Origin of the sequence: Helicobacter pylori (assembly GCF_001653455.1) — a bacterium.
In the GTDB taxonomy this organism is placed as follows: domain Bacteria; phylum Campylobacterota; class Campylobacteria; order Campylobacterales; family Helicobacteraceae; genus Helicobacter; species Helicobacter pylori_A.
In genome coordinates this window covers 947,707-966,278 of record NZ_CP011486.1, presented here as the reverse complement: position 1 = coordinate 966,278, position 18,572 = coordinate 947,707, and the positions used below count along the sequence as shown (strand labels likewise).

General features: G+C 39.0%; 12 protein-coding genes and 1 pseudogene. 11 read left to right on the top strand and 2 right to left on the bottom strand.

The genetic code is table 11. The features are described 5' to 3' along the window. Positions 1 to 3: 3 nt before the first annotated feature. Both gpmI and AA977_RS04540 read right to left on the bottom strand, forming a co-directional pair. Positions 4 to 1,482, bottom strand: coding sequence for a 2,3-bisphosphoglycerate-independent phosphoglycerate mutase (gpmI, locus tag AA977_RS04545; RefSeq protein ID WP_064434750.1), 1,479 nt, complete (start codon positions 1,480 to 1,482; stop codon positions 4 to 6). A 9-nt stretch (positions 1,483 to 1,491) separates the two neighbouring features. Next, the gene (locus AA977_RS04540; RefSeq protein ID WP_064434749.1) at positions 1,492 to 2,556 is read right to left on the bottom strand and encodes a hypothetical protein; all 1,065 of its coding nucleotides are present in this window, start codon (positions 2,554 to 2,556) and stop codon (positions 1,492 to 1,494) included. Between the two features lie 115 nt (positions 2,557 to 2,671). Here AA977_RS04540 and glyS point away from each other — a divergent pair, with 115 nt between their 5' ends. The 11 genes and pseudogenes from glyS (at position 2,672) to glyQ (ending at position 18,571) form a co-directional block, all read left to right on the top strand. Beyond that, positions 2,672 to 4,801: a glycine--tRNA ligase subunit beta gene (gene glyS / locus AA977_RS04535; RefSeq protein ID WP_064434748.1), complete on the top strand. Its 2,130-nt coding sequence runs from the start codon at positions 2,672 to 2,674 to the stop codon at positions 4,799 to 4,801. Further along, positions 4,791 to 6,089, top strand: a complete 1,299-nt coding sequence (locus AA977_RS04530; protein WP_064434747.1) for a TolC family protein — start codon at positions 4,791 to 4,793, stop codon at positions 6,087 to 6,089. The genes glyS and AA977_RS04530 overlap by 11 nt, the downstream gene beginning before the upstream one ends. Continuing rightward, positions 6,086 to 7,150 carry an efflux RND transporter periplasmic adaptor subunit gene (locus tag AA977_RS04525; RefSeq protein WP_064434746.1) on the top strand — a complete coding sequence of 355 codons (1,065 nt, stop codon included), beginning with the start codon at positions 6,086 to 6,088 and terminating at the stop codon, positions 7,148 to 7,150. The genes AA977_RS04530 and AA977_RS04525 overlap by 4 nt, the downstream gene beginning before the upstream one ends. Next, positions 7,150 to 10,209, top strand: coding sequence for an efflux RND transporter permease subunit (locus AA977_RS04520; RefSeq protein ID WP_064434745.1), 3,060 nt, complete (start codon positions 7,150 to 7,152; stop codon positions 10,207 to 10,209). Before AA977_RS04525 ends, AA977_RS04520 begins: the two co-directional genes overlap by 1 nt. A gap of 15 nt (positions 10,210 to 10,224) precedes the next feature. Then, positions 10,225 to 10,506 (top strand): DUF3240 family protein, encoded by a 282-nt coding sequence (locus tag AA977_RS04515; RefSeq protein WP_064434744.1) that lies wholly within the window; start codon positions 10,225 to 10,227, stop codon positions 10,504 to 10,506. 70 nt (positions 10,507 to 10,576) lie between these two features. Then, positions 10,577 to 10,864, top strand: coding sequence for a virulence factor (locus AA977_RS04510; protein WP_000271462.1), 288 nt, complete (start codon positions 10,577 to 10,579; stop codon positions 10,862 to 10,864). Positions 10,865 to 11,146: 282 nt separating this feature from the next. Further along, positions 11,147 to 12,798, top strand: a pseudogene (locus tag AA977_RS04505) (dynamin family protein). Positions 12,799 to 12,800: 2 nt separating this feature from the next. After that, positions 12,801 to 15,140 (top strand): dynamin-like GTPase family protein, encoded by a 2,340-nt coding sequence (locus tag AA977_RS04500; protein WP_064434743.1) that lies wholly within the window; start codon positions 12,801 to 12,803, stop codon positions 15,138 to 15,140. Continuing rightward, positions 15,137 to 16,588 (top strand): dynamin-like GTPase family protein, encoded by a 1,452-nt coding sequence (locus tag AA977_RS04495; RefSeq protein WP_064434742.1) that lies wholly within the window; start codon positions 15,137 to 15,139, stop codon positions 16,586 to 16,588. The genes AA977_RS04500 and AA977_RS04495 overlap by 4 nt, the downstream gene beginning before the upstream one ends. A 137-nt stretch (positions 16,589 to 16,725) precedes the next feature. Then, entirely contained in the window at positions 16,726 to 17,664 is a 939-nt protein-coding gene (locus tag AA977_RS04490) for an NAD(P)H-dependent glycerol-3-phosphate dehydrogenase (RefSeq protein ID WP_064434741.1), read from the top strand. Between the two features lie 10 nt (positions 17,665 to 17,674). Then, positions 17,675 to 18,571: a glycine--tRNA ligase subunit alpha gene (glyQ, locus tag AA977_RS04485; RefSeq protein WP_033790497.1), complete on the top strand. Its 897-nt coding sequence runs from the start codon at positions 17,675 to 17,677 to the stop codon at positions 18,569 to 18,571. Position 18,572 lies beyond the last annotated feature (1 nt).

Genomic DNA, 18,572 nt, shown 5'->3' with positions numbered 1-18,572 from the left:
AGTTTAAAATAGGGGTTCGTCCATCGTTGCTGGGGCTTTAAGGCCCATGAGTTTTAACACGCTGCTAGCGATATTGTTTAACGCTCCGTTTTTTATGGATTTTATCCCATTCCCTAAAACAAAGCAATACACGCTCCCGGCGGTGTGGTTGGTTAAAGGGTTTTGGTTTTCATCTTTCATGCATTCGCAATTCCCATGATCGCTTGTTAAAAGCATGGCGTAATCCAATTCTTTAGCCAATGAAAGGATCTCCCCTAAGCATGCATCCACCGCTTCCACCGCTTTAATACTCGCTTCAAAATTCCCTGTATGCCCCACCATGTCGCCATTAGCAAAATTCACAATGATCAAATCTGTGCCTAAATGCATTTGCTCCAACACCGCAAGGGTTACTTCTTTAGCGCTCATTTCAGGATTTAAATCGTAAGTAGTAACTTTTGGGCTTTGGATAAGCACTCGGTTTTCATTTTTAAAAGGGGTTTCCACTCCGCCATTAATAAAAAAGGTAACATGCGCGTATTTTTCAGTCTCAGCGATATGGCTTTGGGTCAGGTTGTGTTGAGAAACCACTTCAGCGAGCGTGTTTTGAACGTTTTCTTTAGGGAATAAAATAGGGTAGGGGAAAGTTTTATCATAAGGCGTCATGGTAGCGATATGGAGTTTTTTAAAAGTTTGGCGCTCAAATCCATCAAATTCTTTTTGGCCTAAAGCGCTCACAATTTCTCTAGCCCTATCATTCCTAAAATTGATAAAAATAAAGCTTTCATCATCTTGCATGCCGCAATAATTTTTAAAACAAATGGGCATGATAAATTCATCGGTGATATTTTTATCGTATTGGCTTTGGATATACTCGCTAGGGCTTAAGGGCGTGGGGTCAGTAAGCCCCATTAGGCTATTATATGCAAGTTCAATCCTTTCAAAGCGCTTGTCCCTATCCATCGCATAAAAACGGCCGCTCATCGTAGCGATTTGAACGTTTTCATTGCAGATATTTTGCATTTGCGCTAAATAAGTTAAAGCGCTTTTAGGGGCGACATCGCGCCCGTCGGTGATTAAATGCAAACAGACTTTTTTATGGAATTTTTCGCACTCTAAAGCCAGAGCGATAAAATGCTCAATGTGTGAATGCACGCCTCCATCGCTCATCAAGCCCATAAGATGCACCACGGAGCTTTTTTGGATTGCGTTTAAAAAAGCGGGGTTGTTTTTTAACTCATCGTTTTGAATACTTAAAGAAATTTTGACTAAATCTTGATACAGCACCCTACCAGCCCCAATGCACATATGCCCCACTTCGGAATTCCCCATTTGCCCTTTAGGCAATCCCACGCTCAAGCCATGCGTGTCAACCAGGCTATAAGGCAAGGTTTTAAACATCAAGTCATAAGTGGGTTTTTTGGCATGGAAGAAAGCGTTATAATCGCTATCTTTACGATACCCAATGCCATCAGTGATGATCAAAAGAGTTTTTTGCACCATTTTCAGACTTTAAAGCTCTTGCATAAGAGTGATGCGGTTCGCTAAAATCGCATTCCTTTGCCCTGGAGAGCAATTTTTGCACACTTCTTTATTTTTGGAATTTTTGGAAGCGGTTTTGGTGTTAGTTTTAGCGTTGTTTTTTGGGGAGCGTTGGCTGGTTTGAGCTGATTTTTTGGGGTTTTTAGGTTTGGCGTTTTCAAAAGGAGTACCATCCATTTGAGCCAAATACATGGGTTTATCTTTTTCTTTTTTTGGCTTGTTGGTGATTTGCTCGCTAGCTGTTTCTTTCATTTCTTGATTTTTTTCTGTTTGATTTTTTTCCGTTTGAGATTCTTGGGCGGCTAAGGTTTGGGGCATGGCGTTGCCGATAGGATCTAAATCCAAGTTACCATTAGCACTTTTTTGCAATTCTTGGTCATTACTAGACTGCGAATCAAAGATTTTGGATTCTTTCAAACGCCTGATCCTGTCTTGTATGTCTTCGTAATACTTTTCAGCTTCGGCGTTAGATTTTTCGTTTTTTTCCCAACGACTGCCCTTGTTGTAGGATTTAATCATGCCTTTTAGATTGTCGTGGTAGCGCGTTTTCCAATACATTAACTCTTTGAGAGCCACTTCAGAAGCGAACGCATCATCTTTAATGAGCAATTCCCCCATCACATTACGCAAAAAAGGGCTATCATTATGTCCATAACTTTTTAAAACGCTGGGGATATAAGAATGATACACTCCCGCGCTCGGATCCGAAAAATTGATTTTATAAACCCCTGCACATGATTCTTTCCACGCAATGCCTGCCATTTCATAACCTAAATTTTCTTTAGATCCAAATTGATAGGCGAACTTTAAGGCTTCTTTTTGCTTGGCACTAAATTCTTTAATGTTATCGCAATTGGTCATCATGACTTTAGTAACAGGCGATTTAGGTTTGTTTTTAACCCCTTTAGCGGACTTAGGCTCTGTTTTAGTGGGGTTTTCTTCTGCGGCTAAATTCAAATTTAAAAACACGCTTAAGGCTGTGCCTAACAACAAGGCTTTAAAAGGAGTGTGAGTGAGTGGGGTTAAATGTTTCAAAACGCTTACCTTTTGTATTAAGAAATAAACTAAACTAAGAATAAATTCAAGTATAATTCTAACACAATTTAGCTGACTTAAAGAGTGATTTTGTTTTCTAGGGAGAATTAAAATTTTGCATTCAGATGAATTATTAGTAGAAGTTTTGACTGAAGAATTGCCCGCGCAAGCGTTGTTGAATGAATATAAAGAAATGCCTAAAAAACTCCACGCTCTTTTTCAAAAGCATGCTATAGAGGTGCGAAATGAAACGCAAAATGAAGTGCAAAATATAGAGATTTTTTATACCCCTAGGCGTTTGTGCGTGTTGGTTAAAGATTTCCCCCTTTTCACTAAAGAAACTAAAGAAGAATTTTTTGGTCCTCCTATTGAAATTGCGTGCAACCATAAAGACAAAGCGCAAGGGTTAAACGTGCTAGGTTTAGGGTTTTATCAAAAACTAGGGTTAAAAGATCCCAAACATTTCCAAAGCGCTTTTAAAAACAATAAAGAGGTGCTTTATCACGCTAAAACCAACCCCAAACAGCCCACAAAAAACTTGATCATGCCCATTGTTTTAGAATTTTTAGAAAGTTTGAATTTCGGGAAATCCATGCGTTGGGGCAGTGTGGAAAAAAGCTTTATCAGACCCATTCATAATATTTGCGTGTTGTTTAATGGGGAAGATTTTAACGATATTGAAATCAAAGAGTATGGCTTTAAAACCAAGCAAGCCACAAAAGTGCACCGACAAGAGGGTTTTGATTTTATTGAAGTGCATAGCCCTAAAGAATATTTTGAAGTTTTAGAAAAAAACCATGTCATTTTAGACCCTAAAAAGCGCGAAGAAAAAATCTTACAAGAAATTAAAGAGCTAGAAACAAAGCATCACATCATTGTAGAGGTGGATAGGGACTTGTTAGATGAGGTGATAGCGATCACGGAATACCCTAGCGTGCTTTTGGGGGAGTTTGACAAGGCGTTTTTAAAATTACCCAGTGAAATCATTACCACTTCCATGAAAGAAAACCAACGCTATTTTGCAACTTTCAACCAAGAGAGCCAAAAAGAGGGTCAAAAATTGCACAACGGCTTTATCGTGGTGAGTAACGCTATTAATAAAGACAAGCAAAAAATCATTTTAGGCAACCAAAAGGTTTTAAAAGCCCGCTTGAGCGATGCGGTTTTCTTTTATGAAAACGATCTTAAAAAGCCCTTAGACAACGCCCCTTTAGAGAGCGTGGTTTTTGTGCAAGGTTTAGGGACTTTAAGGGACAAAATGGAGCGAGAATTGATCATCGCTCAATATTTGACGCAAAAATACGCTTCATCATTAAACATGCCTTTAGAAAAAGCCCTTGAATTGATAAACCGGGCTGTTCAGATCGCTAAAGCGGATTTACTCAGTGAAGTGGTGTATGAATTTACCGAGCTTCAAGGGATCATGGGCTATTATTACGCTTTGAAACAAAACGAAAACGAATGGGTCGCCTTGAGTTTGAAAGAGCAGTATTTGCCCGCAAGCGAAAACGCCCCCTTGCCCTCTAGCGTTTTTAGCGCGATCGTTGCTTTGAGCTTGAAATTAGACAGCTTGTTTGCTCTTTTTAGTGCGGGTAAGATCCCTAGCGGATCTAAAGATCCTTTTGCTTTAAGGCGCTTGAGTTTTGGGCTATTGAAGATCATTGCGCATTACGGGTTAAGATTTGATTTAAAAGGGGATTTAAAAAATCTCTTTGAAAAAGTGGGCGTTTATCAAAGCTTTGATTTAGAAGTTTTAGAGAAGTTTTTACTGGAGCGCTTCAATAACTTGATAGATTGTAACCCCTCTATTATAAGGAGCGTGTTAAACACTAACGAGCGAGATATAGTTGCAATCATTCAAAAAGTCAAAGCCCTAAAACGCTTTTTAGACGACCCTAAAAACGCTCAAAAAAAAGAGTTGCTTTTTAGCGCTTTCAAACGCCTAGCCAATATCAATAAAGATCAAGACCCTAACCAAACAAGCGAATTTTTTGCAAATCTTTTTAAAGAGCCGCAAGAGCATGCCCTTTTTGAAGCGTTCAATGCCCTTAAAACGAGCGCTTTTGAGAGTTTGGATAGCAAAATAGAGGCTTATTTCAGTTTGCATGCACCTTTGGAAGAATATTTTAAAAGCGTGCTAGTGATGGATAAAGATTTAGAAATCCAAAAAAATCGTAAAAATTTCTTGTGGAATGTGTATCAAAGTTTCTTAGAGATTGGGGATATTAAAGAAATTGCGATTTAGTGGCTTCAAACGCAAAATCCAGCGTTTTTTAGGGGTTGTTTTTTTTATAAGCGTGCTTAGTGGGGGTGTACTTAGCGCTAAAATCTTTACTTTGCAAGAGTTTTATAAAGAAGTAGAAACCAACTCTATGGAATTGATTGGTAAAAAAGCCGATTTCAAAAGCCGTTTGAATGAGCAGCGTTCCGTCAATTCATGGGATTTTCCCTATATTTATAATGAAACTTCTATGGTGAAAAACTTCCAAGGCATTGTAGAAGCGCAGCCAAGAACCCTTTTAATGGTAAGACCCAAGCTCCCATGGGTGAGCTCGCTTCTATCCAAAAGCCTTTCTATTAAGACCATTCAATACGATAAAAGCTATCAATTGAATAAAAATCTCGCTTTTATTGGCGCTAAACGCCTTTATTTGACTTATATCATGACTAAAGAAAAGTATCAAGTGTATGTGCAACGGGAAGCGAATTTTTATTCGCAGCTCAAAATCGCTAAAGAAAAAGTCAAAGCCGGCAGCATGAGCGAAAAGGATTATATCAATTTCAACAATTCTTACTTAGAATCCAAGCTCGCTAAAACCAATGTGGAAACCAAACTTATAGATTTAGAAAAAATGCTAGACACGATGCTAGCGATCGTGGAGCCGGTTAAAGAGGGGGCGCATTTTGACACTTATTTAGACCATTTGCATGATGTCAAGGTGATTGGTTTAGAATTTGAATACGTGCGCATAGAGCCTGAAGCTTTGAAGTTCAAATTAGATCGCTCGTTGTATGTGGATATTTTGGATTTGACGGCTAAAGATTATCAAGTGAATGCGAAATTGGCTAATAGAGATGTGTTTAATGAATTTGAGTTTGGGATTGGCGCTGAAAGTTATAACTCTTCAACCAACCTTTCTGTGGAAGTGCGTATCCCTTTGCCGGTAACGCCTAAAAATATCTATCAAAAGCGCAAATTCTTGGACTTGCAAAGCGGGACGCTCGCGCAAAATGAAGTGATGAAACGAAACATACGAATCAACGCCAACTCCTACTTAAACCAACTCAAAACCAAAGAAGCATATATTGAAACCCAAAAAGAAGCCATTGCGAACAAGAAGCGTTTGATGGAAATGGGGCGCATCGCTTATGAAGCCCAAAAAATCGGGCTTTTTGAATACCTCATTTATCAAAATTCTTACATGGACGCTCTTATCACTTTAGCTGAAGCTAAGATTGAATACATTGACATTAGCGCGCTTTTAGAAGAGACTTTAGGGGAGAGTTTGACCAGATTAGGAGAGTTGCATTGAAGCGGTTGTTATGGTGGCTCATTTTAATGGGTGTTTTTTTAAAAGCCAAAGAGTATCCAGAAATTGTTTTAGAAGAAAAAAACTTGCAACCCATGGGGTTAAGGGTGATTAAATTAGATAAAGAAATTTTTAGTAAAGGGCTTCCTTTTAACGCTTATATTGATTTTGACAGCAAGAGTTCTGTAGTGCAAAGCTTGAGCTTTGATGCGTCTGTGGTCGCGGTCTATAAAAGAGAGGGCGAGCAAGTGAAGGCTGGAGATGTGATCTGTGAAGTGAGCTCTATTGATTTGAGTAATTTGTATTTTGAATTGCAAAACAATCAAAATAAATTAAAAATCGCTAAAGATATTACTAAAAAGGATTTAGAGCTTTATAGAGCCGGTGTCATTCCTAAAAGGGAGTATCAAACGAGTTTTTTAACCAGTGAAGAAATGGGCTTGAAAGTGGAGCAATTAGAATCCACTTTTAAAAGCTTTGGCGTGGATCCCAAAAACCCTAAAGGGCAATATGGTTTTAGGATTGTGGCTAGAGATAGCGGTCTTTTAGCGTTAGCGCCTAAAAATGTGGGTGAAAAAATTCTGGCTTTCACTAGTTATGTTCGTATTTCAAAAAGCGATGATCTAATCGCTCAAATCAAATTACCAGTAGGCGTTTCTAAATCCATTAAAAGAGATTCGCCAGTCTATAATGAAGGGGGGGAAAAAATTGGCAAGATCCAAAGCGTTTCGGTGGTTTTAGACAAAGGCTCTAACACGATTTTAGCCACCGCTTTATTAGATGAGGGCAATTACCATGTGGGGGAAATGGTAGAAATGTATATTCAAGGCTCACAGCCTAAAGACTCGGTGTTAATCCCTTCAAACGCTTTGATAAGGAACGGGAAAGATTACTTAGTGTTTGTGAGAACGCCTAAAGGTTTTAAGCCTGTGGTGGTTCAAGTTTTAGAAGAACGCAGTAAGATTTTTATCGTGAGCGCTCAAAATTTGCACCCCAATGACAGCGTGGCGGTGGGATCTTTGATAGGGTTAAAAGGCATGATTAATAATTTAGGGGAAGAGTGATGCTAGCCTCTATTATTGAATTTTCCCTACGCCAGAGGGTGATTGTGATTGTTGGTGCGATCCTTATTTTATTTTTTGGGACTTATAGTTTTATCAACACTCCAGTAGACGCTTTCCCGGATATTTCGCCCACTCAAGTTAAAATCATTCTAAAACTCCCTGGCTCTAGCCCTGAAGAAATGGAAAACAACATCGTGCGCCCTTTAGAATTGGAACTTTTGGGCTTGAAGGGGCAAAAATCTTTAAGGAGCGTTTCAAAATATTCTATTTCAGACATTACGATAGATTTTGATGACAGCGTGGATATTTATTTAGCGAGAAATATTGTCAATGAACGATTGGCTAGCGTGATGAAAGATTTACCCGTAGGGGTTGAAGGGGGCATGGCGCCCATTGTTACGCCCTTATCAGATATTTTTATGTTCACCATTGATGGCAATATCACCGAGATAGAAAAACGACAGCTTTTAGATTTTGTGATCCGCCCGCAATTGAGAATGATTAGCGGCGTGGCGGATGTCAACTCCATTGGAGGCTTTAGTAAGGCGTTTGTGATCGTGCCGGATTTTAACGATATGGCAAGGCTTGGGGTGAGCATTTCTGATTTAGAAGCCGCTGTAAGGGTGAATTTAAGAAACAGCGGAGCGGGGCGCGTGGATAGAGATGGCGAAACCTTTTTAGTCAAAATCCAAACTGCATCTTTGAGTTTAGAAGACATTGGCAAGATCACCGTTTCCACTAATTTAGGGCATTTGCACATTAAGGATTTTGCAAAAGTCATCAGCCAGTCTCGCACCCGCTTAGGGTTTGTTACTAAAGATGGCGTGGGTGAGACCACAGAGGGCTTGGTGCTTTCATTAAAAGAAGCCAACACCAAAGAAATCATCGCTCAAGTGTATCAAAAATTAGAAGAATTAAAACCCTTTTTACCTAATGGCGTGTTTATTAATGTTTTTTACGATCGCTCAGAATTCACGCAAAAAGCCATTGCGACCGTTTCTAAAACCCTCATTGAAGCCGTTGTTTTGATCATTATCACGCTCTTTTTATTTTTAGGGAATTTGAGGGCGAGCGTGGCTGTGGGGGTGATTTTACCCTTAAGTTTGTCCGTGGCGTTTATTTTTATCAAGCTCAATAATTTGACTTTAAACTTGATGAGTTTAGGGGGGTTGATCATTGCTATAGGCATGCTCATTGACTCAGCCGTGGTGGTGGTGGAAAACGCTTTTGAAAAATTGAGCGCTAACACCAAAACCACTAAACTTCATGCGATCTATCGTTCATGCAAAGAAATCGCTGTTTCAGTGGTGAGCGGGGTGGTGATCATCATTGTGTTTTTTGTGCCGATTTTAACCTTACAAGGTTTAGAGGGTAAGATGTTTAGGCCTTTAGCGCAAAGCATTGTGTATGCGCTTTTAGGCACTTTAGTGTTATCTATCACTATCATTCCTGTGGTAAGCTCTCTTGTCTTAAAAGCCACGCCCCATAGCGAAACCTTTTTAACGAGGTTTTTAAATAAAATTTACGCCCCTTTATTGGATTTTTTTGTGCATAACCCTAAAAAAGTGATTTTGGGGGCGTTTGTTTTTTTGATCGCAAGCCTTTCTTTATTCCCTTTTGTGGGGAAGAATTTCATGCCCGCTTTAGATGAGGGCGATGTGGTTTTGAGCGTAGAAACTACCCCCTCTATTTCTTTGGATCAATCTAGAGATCTCATGTTAAACATTGAAAGCGCGATTAAAAAGCATGTCAAAGAAGTAAAAACGATTGTCGCACGCACAGGGAGCGATGAATTGGGACTGGATTTGGGGGGGTTGAATCAAACCGATACCTTTATTTCTTTCATTCCTAAAAAAGAATGGAGCGTCAAAACCAAAGACGAATTGTTAGATAAAATTTTAGATGCTTTAAAAGACTTTAAGGGGATTAACTTTTCTTTCACCCAACCCATTGAAATGAGGATTTCTGAAATGCTTACAGGGGTTAGGGGGGATTTAGCGGTTAAGATTTTTGGAGATGATATTAGCGCCTTAAACGAATTGAGTTTTCAAATCGCGCAAGCTTTAAAAGGGATTAAAGGCTCTAGTGAAGTGTTAACCACGCTCAATGAGGGCGTGAATTATTTGTATGTAACCCCTAATAAAGAAGCGATGGCGAATGTGGGGATTAGTAGCGATGAATTTTCCAAGTTTTTAAAATCCGCTTTAGAGGGTTTGATCGTGGATGTGATCCCTACAGGGATTTCACGCACCCCAGTGATGATCCGCCAAGAGAGCGATTTTGCAAGCTCTATCACTAAAATTAAAAGTTTGGCTCTCACTTCCAAATATGGCGTTTTAGTGCCTATCACTTCTATCGCTAAGATTGAAGAAGTGGATGGGCCTGTTTCTATTGTGCGCGAAGATTCAATGCGCATGAGCGTGGTACGCAGCAATGTCGTGGGGCGCGATTTAAACTCTTTTGTAGAAGAAGCTAAAAAAGTGATCAGCCACACTATCAAACTCCCCCCAAGCTACTATATCACTTACGGGGGGCAGTTTGAAAACCAGCAACGGGCCAATAAAAGGCTTTCTACCGTTATCCCTTTAAGCATCTTAGCGATTTTTTTCATTCTTTTTTTCACTTTTAAAAGCATTCCTTTAGCCTTGCTCATTCTTTTGAATATCCCTTTTGCGGTTACCGGAGGCCTTATAGCGTTGTTTGTGGTAGGGGAGTATATTTCAGTGCCAGCGAGCGTGGGCTTTATCGCTCTTTTTGGGATTGCGGTTTTAAATGGCGTGGTGATGATAGGCTATTTTAAAGAGCTTCTCTTGCAAGGAAAAAGCGTAGAAGAATGCGTTTTATTGGGCGCTAAAAGGCGTTTGAGGCCGGTTTTAATGACCGCTTGCATTGCCGGTTTGGGCTTGATACCCTTATTATTTTCTCATAGCGTGGGATCAGAGGTTCAAAAACCTTTAGCGATCGTGGTGCTTGGGGGCTTGGTTACCTCAAGCGCTCTAACCTTGCTCTTGCTACCGCCCATGTTCATGCTCATTGCTAAAAAGATTAAAATCGTGTGAGTTAAAGGGGTTAAAATGTTAGCTTTGGAAATTTATATTGATATTTGCTTGAAAGACGCTTTAATAGATTATTTATTTGAAAAAGGCTTTGATGATTTTTTTTATGTGGAATGCTATAAATACGCCGCTTCTTCGTTGCTTTTAAGCCAAAAAGAGCAGGTGAGCGGCCGTAAAGACTACGCTAAATTCAAGCTTTTTTTAAGCGATGAAGTGGCTTTATCTTTAGCCCAAGCTTTAAAAAACCAGTTCGCTTCTAAAGCAATGAAATTGTTTTATTCTCAAACGCATGAGTTATAAAATGCAAAAGTTCATCAAACGAAATTCTAAGTAAAAATATGTTATAACACAAACCAATAAAGGAGCTAAGATGTATGCTGTAACTTTTGATCTTGACACAAATTGCTTGAATGAAAACGGAGTGAATCTGTCAAAAGTTTATTCTGATATTCGTAAGTTCATGGAACAACACGGCTTTAAATGGCAACAAGGCAGCGTGTATTTTGGCGATGAGACCATCAACGCTGTTACTTGTGTCGCTACGGTGCAAATTTTAGCTAAGCAAATACCATGTTTTGCAAATTGCGTTAAAGATGTCAGAATGCTAAAAATAGAAGAAAACAACGATTTAATGCCAGCTATTAAAATCGTTCTATAAAACATGGCTTATTGCGAGTTTTGATAAGCAAGAGGATTCTTGTGTTATATTCGTAAAAATCAAGTATAATACCCACCATTAAATGGTGTTAGGAGCTTGTAATGGTTTTCATTCTTAAAAATTACGCCTTCTCTCTCTCTCTCTCTCTCTCTCTAGTCAGCCGTTTTATTTTTTCACACCCATATAAACCCACCCCCACATAAAAAGATAAATTCCATACAGCCCTGCCCATTTTTTAGGGATTTTTGCGTTTTATTTAAATTTTAATATAAAGGATTGATGATGTCTTTACACACACAGACAAATTTTGTAAAGTTTTTAGAACAGGTTTTAGAAGTTTTAAAAGAAGTGGAGATCGATAAATTAGAATGCTTCACGCTTTTAGAAAGCATTCAAAAACAACAGCTTGTGATACCTGTTGTGGGGAATTTTAGCGCGGGCAAAAGCACGCTGTTAAACCGCTTTTTAGGCAGTAGCGTTTTGCCTACGGCGATCACGCCAGAGACTTCTTTAGCCACTGAGTTGCACTATAGTGCGAATGAACGCATAGAAGCTTTTTTAAACAATAATGAAAAAGCAGAAAGTTTTGAATTGAATGAGCGAAGTTTTGAGGCGATTAAAAACAATGCCTCTAAATATGCCTACCTTAAGGTTTATTTGAATCAGCAAGCCCTAAAAGAGAGCGCGCCTTTAGTGTTTGTGGACATGCCTGGGTTTGATAGCCCCGTTTCAAGCCACACCCAAGCCATTGTAGAATATTTAGAAAGGGGCGTGCATTTTGTCATTCTTACAAGCGTAGAAGAAGGCACCCTCACTAAAAAAATGGTTAGGGAATTAAAAACCTTTTAGAGTTTGATAAGGGCCTTAGCTTTATTTTGAGTAAAACAAATTTAAGAGCGCCTTCGCAAGTAGAAGAGGTTTCTAGCCACATTGAAGAGCAAATTAAAGATCAGCTTGATTTGACAACGCGCCTTATCCGTTCCAATAAAGACAATAACGCTCTTTTAGAGGTGGCAGATAAAATAGACGCTGAAAGGCTTTTTAGCGCTTTGTATTTGAAACGATTGAAGTTTTTAAACTCCCAATTACAAAAAAGCTTAAAAAGCGTGATAGAAAGCTTTGATTACTCTAAAGAAAAAGCGTTAGAAGAAATGCAAGCGTTGGATTTAAGCGTTAAAGACATTGAAAAAACCTATGAAAAATTAAGGGCTAATTTAGAAGAAGAATATTCTAGCGTGGCTGTGGGATCTGTGGTTAAAGCAATAGTCAAAGATGTCAGAGAGCAAAAGCCTTATTTAGCCTCTTTAATCAACAAGCCTAACGAACTCAATAGCGAAATAGAAAGCATCATGCAACAAAGCTTGATCAAAAACGCTAAATTAGAGATTGAAAAAATCAACCTTTCTTTTTCAAAAGATTTTAGTGCAGAATTTGCCGCATTGCAAAAACCAGACAGCCCGCAATTTTCTAACAAATTGTCTGTGAGTTTTGATCGTGGAGTTGAATTAGGGATCAACGCCTTAAGCGTGATTTTAACCACGAACCCGGCTACAAGACCCTTCGCGCTGATCTTGCAAGGGTTAAAACCTCTTTTAAAAGGTTTATTGACATTCTTGTCCGGTATTTTTTCTTTCTTTAGAGATGAGGAAAAAGAGCGAAAAAAATTAGAAAACTTGATTACAGAAAAAGCGATACCAGAGGCTCAATACAATCTTAAAAAAGTTTTACCGGGCTTGTTTAACGAATGCTTGGAAAAATCCCTCAAAAACTTAAAAGACCAATGCGAACTAGAAATCACGTATAAAAAACAAGAAATCGCGCTCGCTCAAACAGAAAAAGAAAAACACCTAAACGATCTAGAAGATCAAAAACAAATCTTAGCAAACAAAATTAACGCTTTAAGCGATCTAGAACAACAATATTTAAAGGATTGATAATGAACGAACAAGAACTCACTAAAAAAAGCGCTTTGATTGAAAAGGCCATTACAGAGTATGGTTTGACAGAAAGAGCGAGGCCTTTTATCAGCGAAAACGCCGTGATTACAACCGAAGTTTTAGAGCAAACTCTAAAAGACATGCGGCCTAAAGACAGGAATCTTAAAGTCGGTATCATTGGGCGCGTGAAAGCGGGTAAAAGCTCGCTCTTAAACGCTTTGATTTTTGAGGGTAAAGAAGTTTTACCCAAAGCGGCAACGCCCATGACGGCTAGCCTTACCGTTTTAAAATACGCTGAAAAACTGAGCGCTGAAGTGGAGCTTTACAATGAAAAGGATATTGCAGAGCTTAAAAACGAACATGAAAGGTATGAAAAAGAGTTTAAAAGGATTGTTGAAGAAGAAGTCAACAAACAAAAAGAAAAACAGAGTTTTTCAAATAGGGCTAAAGAAGGGCTTAAGAATTTTGGCAACAAGTTTGGCAGAAATAAAAGCGAAGATGCGCCCAAAGAGAGGGTTTTAAGCGATGAAGAAATCTTAGCAAAGGCTGAAAGGATCGCTAAAAATGCATTCAAGGAGAATGACAAGCTCGTTTCATCGCATGATCAATACGAAAAAATAAAAAACAGCGGGGTCAATCTTAAAAGTATAGACACGCGCATTCAAGCCGATAATTTGGGAGAGTTGAATCAAAAATTGCTCCAATTCGTGGGCACGAACGGGAAGTATATGCCCTACACTAAAGCGGTGCAAATTTATTTGAATAACCCCAACCTTAAAGATTTGGAAGTGATTGACACCCCGGGCGTGAACGATCCGATCGTTTCTAGGGAAGAACGCACCAAAGCTTTATTGAAAGATTGCGATGTGGTGTTTATCATAAGCCCTTCTAGTCAGTTTTTAACGGATAGCGATATGAGTTTGTTTGACAGGGTTTCTAATAAAGAAGGCCTTCAAGAGATTTATTTTGTGGCAAGCCAGATAGATAGCGCTCTTAACAACTTTAGTGAAGTGGAAAAATCTAACCACCATCTCCCTACAGCTTTAGCAAACGCGCAAAAAGTCCTTTCATCTCAATTGGATCAAATCATGGAAGCGTTGATTAAAGCTTACCCTAACCAACAAGAGATTTTTGAAAAAGCGAAAAAAAATGGCGTCATTGTAACTTCAGGGGTGTGCTTTAGCATGCATAAAGATTTTGAAAACCAAGCTTTTTGGGAAAAAGAAAAAGAAGAGTATCACAATGCATTGCGGAATTTAAAAGGCGATTACCCTGACGCTTTTAATAGCGATGAAAAGTCCAAAGAAAGCCTGTTGTTAGTGAGCAATATGGGCGCGATTAAAGAGCGTTTAGAAAAAGCCGCTCAAGAAAAAGAAAAAATCATTTCTCAAAGATTGCAAGGAATTGTAGAAAGTCAAGCTAATAACCTCCATAAATTAATAACGCAGTTATTAGAAGATTTAGAAGGAGAAAAAAAGAGGATCGAAAGCACTGATATGGGCACGATCAAAAAGCAAATAGAGGCTTATGAAAAACTTTCTGGCGAGATTGAGACAAGTTTTAAAGAGGCGTATGAAGTATTTATCCATGAGTTTATCAAAAAGATTAGAGATGACTTGGAAGCAACATTAGAGAAATTTATCCAAAATACTGAAAAGAATAATGAACACCAAAAAGGTAAAGACGATGAATATTTTATCAAAAAAGTTAAACAAGATGGCTTTGTGAGAAATATTGCAAGATTTTTTGGCCAAGCGTTTAACGATGAGTGGGGTTATGATAAAAAAGGAAGCTGGAGAAAAGTAACGGCCATTAAAGCCGGAGCGGTGGTTGATCATTTGATAAAGATGCATGCTGATTGCGAAAAGGCCTTAAACGACAGTGCTCATTCTTTTAAAATCGTTTTTAGAAAAGAACTCTACGCTAAAGTCCTTTCTAGAATGATCGAAATTATTCATGATAATAGTTTGATTGATAAATACGCTTTCAAAAAAAGTGTGATGGCTGTCTTGGATCGCATTGAATTTAAAGAGTTTCATTACACCGATAAACTCCCTAGCGAGATGAGAGGGATAACGGGTCATTTAAAAGGCGATGAAGCCGATGCTTTTATAAAAAGTGTGGACATTCATGTAAGGGATTTTAAAGCTGAGACTAGAGGAGATGTGAAAAACTATACCAACGATTTAAGAACGAATTTAGAAAAGCAAAATTTCGCTAGCGATACGCTTCAAAAACTTCAAGAAAACACTCAAACACTGCTCGTTCAAGTTCAAAACAAAGAACAATCCATCGCTCAATTAGAAACACAAATCAAAGCTTTAAAAGGGATCCAATGAGGGCTGATTGTTTTAATGGCAATGATAGGGGCAAAAACCATCACCATCTAGGGAGTTTAGAAGAGCGCTACGATTTGATCGCTCGTATTTTGAACGCCAAAATAGAAAATCAAGGGCTGATTCAATACCAAAGCATCTTGGATAACGAGTTTTTAGAGTTCGCTAATGGCGTGGATTCGCTTAAAGGAGAGGCTCTGGCGTTATTAGCTCTCCAAGAAATCCAAAAAGAATTGCAATTAGTGGCGAGCTTCCCCAGTTTGTTTCAAAAAACCATGGTTGCAGTGGGGGGAGGGTTTAGCGCAGGCAAATCCGCTTTTTTAAACAACTTGTTGAATTTGAAATTAAAACTCCCTGAAGACATCAGCCCCACTACCGCTATCCCCACTTATTGCTTAAAGGGTAAAAGGGAAGTTTTGATGGGGCGCTCTCAAAGTGGGGGTATGGTGGAATTACCCCACCTCGCTTTTGATCGTGCGTTTTTAAAAGCCTTTGGCTTTAATTTGAAAGAGATCATGCCTTTCATGCTTTTAGGCGCTCCTAGCATGCCTTTTGAATTTCTATGCTTCATAGACACGCCTGGCCATAACCCCGGCAATCAAGGCTATACGAGTGAGGACAAAGAAGCCTCTAAAGAATACTTAAGGCACGCTAAACACATTTTATGGCTCATTAATTGCGAGTGTGGGGAGATTCAAAGCGATGATTTAGACTATTTGCAAGATTTATACGACGAAGGCAAGCAAGTTTTTATCGTATTGAGTAGGGCTGATAGGCGCACAAAAAGCCAACTAGAAGAAATCGCTAATAAAATTAAAGAGACTTTAGAAGATCATGGCATTGAGTTTAAAGGGATTTGCACTCATAGCTCTACAAGGTATCAAGAATATAAAGAGTTCAGCGAAAAAAGCCGTGTTTTCAATTCGCTTGAAAAATTTTTAATAAAGTTAAACAAGAGGAGCGAAAAACAAAGGGAAATTTTAGAATATTTATATAATGTGTTTTGGAGGTATGAAAGGGATATTAAGCGAGACGCTAGTAAATTCAAACGCTACCAAAGCGAATTGCGTTCTGTTGGATTGGATTTTATGCAAAAAGGTTTTGATGATTTTAGTGATAAAATTTTTAGAAGAATTGAGATTTTAGAAAAAGAATTTTTTCAACAAGAACAATCCAAAAGAGAGAATTTAGTGCAACTAAACGAAGTGATTAATTTGTTTAAAGAAAGCATTGATGCAGTCTTTGATAGCGCGAGCGCTTTCACTTGGGAAAAATACAAAGAACAAAACGGCAACGAAGAGGACGAGGAAGAAAATTACAGAGAGTTTGAAGAAATCCAAAAAAGGCTTAAAAGATATAAAGAAAGAAATAATGGGGTTTATCAAGATTGCTTAAACGATGAAAGGCTTCAAAATAAGTTGCAGAAATGGAGAAGAACAAAACGGCGGTGATCTGGATCGGAGCGTGAAAGAGATTTCTGATTTTTACACCCTATTTTTAATCAAAGACAGCGTTTTGATTGTAAGGGCTATTTTAAACTTATTATTGTAAAATGGCGAGTTATACAATCAATGAAATTAGGAATTGGATGGAAATTGCAGTATTTGGTGGCGGGGCGTGGGGGAGGGCTTTAGCCTTTGCTTTTGGAGAAAAGAATGAAGTGAAAATCATTTCAAGGCGGGATTTAAACGAGCCGTTAAAAAAGCTCAACGACGCTCTAATCTCTAAAGGCTCTGCCCCGATAGAGCAAGTGGATTTAGAAACAGGCTTAAAAGCAGCCCTTTATGTTATCGCTATCAGCGTGCAACATTTAAGAGAATGGTTTCAAAACGCTTCTTTACCCAAAAACGCTAAAGTTTTAATCGCCTCTAAAGGGATAGAAGTTTTAAACAAGGCGTTTGTGAGCGAGATCGCAAAGGATTTTATTGATCCTAACCATTTGTGTTTTTTAGCCGGCCCGAGTTTTGCGGCTGAAATCATTCAAGGCCTGCCTTGCGCGCTTGTCATTCATTCTAATAATCAGGCTTTAGCGCTAGAATTTGCCAATAAAACCCCCTCTTTTATCAGAGCTTACGCCCAACAAGACATTATAGGAGGTGAAATCGCTGGTGCGTATAAAAATGTGATAGCCATTGCTGGGGGGGTTTGCGATGGCTTGAAATTAGGCAATAGCGCTAAAGCGAGTTTATTGTCTCGTGGTTTAGTGGAAATGCAGCGCTTTGGGGCGTTTTTTGGGGGGAAAACAGAGACTTTTTTAGGGTTGTCTGGGGCTGGGGATTTGTTTTTAACGGCTAATTCTATTTTATCCAGGAATTATCGTGTGGGTTTGGGGCTAGCCCAAAACAAGCCTTTAGAGGTGGTGTTAGAAGAGTTAGGCGAAGTGGCTGAAGGGGTGAAAACGACCAACGCCATTGTAGAAATCGCTAAAAAATACGGCATTTATACGCCCATTGCGAGCGAATTGGCCTTGCTTTTAAAGGGTAAAAGTGTGCTAGAGAGCATGAACGATTTGATTAGACGCGTTTAAAGGAGAAAGCATGCAAGATTTTTCAAGTTTGTTATTAAAGTTACAAGAGTATTGGAAGAATCAAGGTTGTTTGGTGATCCAGCCTTATGATATTCCTGCAGGCGCGGGGACATTCCACCCGGCCACGCTTTTAAGGAGTTTGGATAAAAAGCCTTGGAATGTGGCGTATGTCGCGCCCTCTAGAAGGCCTACTGATGGGCGCTATGGGGAAAACCCTAACCGCTTGGGGAGTTATTACCAATTCCAAGTAGTCATCAAGCCAAGCCCCTCTAATATCCAAGAATTGTATTTAAAAAGTTTAGAAGTGTTAGGGATAAACCTTAATGAGCATGATATACGATTTGTAGAAGACAATTGGGAGAGCCCCACTTTAGGGGCATGGGGGCTTGGCTGGGAAGTGTGGCTTGATGGCATGGAGGTTACGCAATTCACTTATTTCCAGCAAGTGGGGGGCATTCCTTGCAACCCTATCCCTGTAGAAATCACTTACGGCTTAGAAAGATTGGCGATGTATGTCCAAAAAGTGGAAAATATTTTAGAGATTGAATGGGCTAAAAAGGATCACAAGAGCGTGCATTATGCGCAAGTGCATTTAGAGAGCGAATACGAATTTAGCAAGTATCATTTTGAAGTAGCGAGCGTGAAAAGGCTGTTAGAAATGTTTAAAAACGCCCAAGCCGAAGCCTTGCATTGCTTAGAAAACAAGCTTCCTTTACCGGCTTATGATTTTGTGATGCTATGCTCGCATTTTTTCAATATTTTAGACGCTAGAAAGGCGATTTCGGTGGCTGAAAGGCAAAATTATATCTTGCAAATTAGGGATTTGGCTAAAGGGTGCGCCATTCTTTATAAAGAGCAAGAAGAAGAAAGAGAAGAGCGCCTAAAAAACGCTCTCTCAAAGGCTTAAA

Excerpts from the sequence above, each read along its gene's own strand:
- gpmI (WP_064434750.1), bottom strand. The coding sequence starts at position 1,482 with ATGGTGCAAAAAACTCTTTTGATCATCACTGATGGCATTGGGTATCGT.
- AA977_RS04520 (WP_064434745.1), top strand. The coding sequence starts at position 7,150 with ATGCTAGCCTCTATTATTGAATTTTCCCTACGCCAGAGGGTGATTGTG.
- AA977_RS04515 (WP_064434744.1), top strand. The coding sequence starts at position 10,225 with ATGTTAGCTTTGGAAATTTATATTGATATTTGCTTGAAAGACGCTTTA.
- AA977_RS04510 (WP_000271462.1), top strand. The coding sequence starts at position 10,577 with ATGTATGCTGTAACTTTTGATCTTGACACAAATTGCTTGAATGAAAAC.
- AA977_RS04500 (WP_064434743.1), top strand. The coding sequence starts at position 12,801 with ATGAACGAACAAGAACTCACTAAAAAAAGCGCTTTGATTGAAAAGGCC.
- AA977_RS04495 (WP_064434742.1), top strand. The coding sequence starts at position 15,137 with ATGAGGGCTGATTGTTTTAATGGCAATGATAGGGGCAAAAACCATCAC.
- AA977_RS04490 (WP_064434741.1), top strand. The coding sequence starts at position 16,726 with ATGGAAATTGCAGTATTTGGTGGCGGGGCGTGGGGGAGGGCTTTAGCC.
- glyQ (WP_033790497.1), top strand. The coding sequence starts at position 17,675 with ATGCAAGATTTTTCAAGTTTGTTATTAAAGTTACAAGAGTATTGGAAG.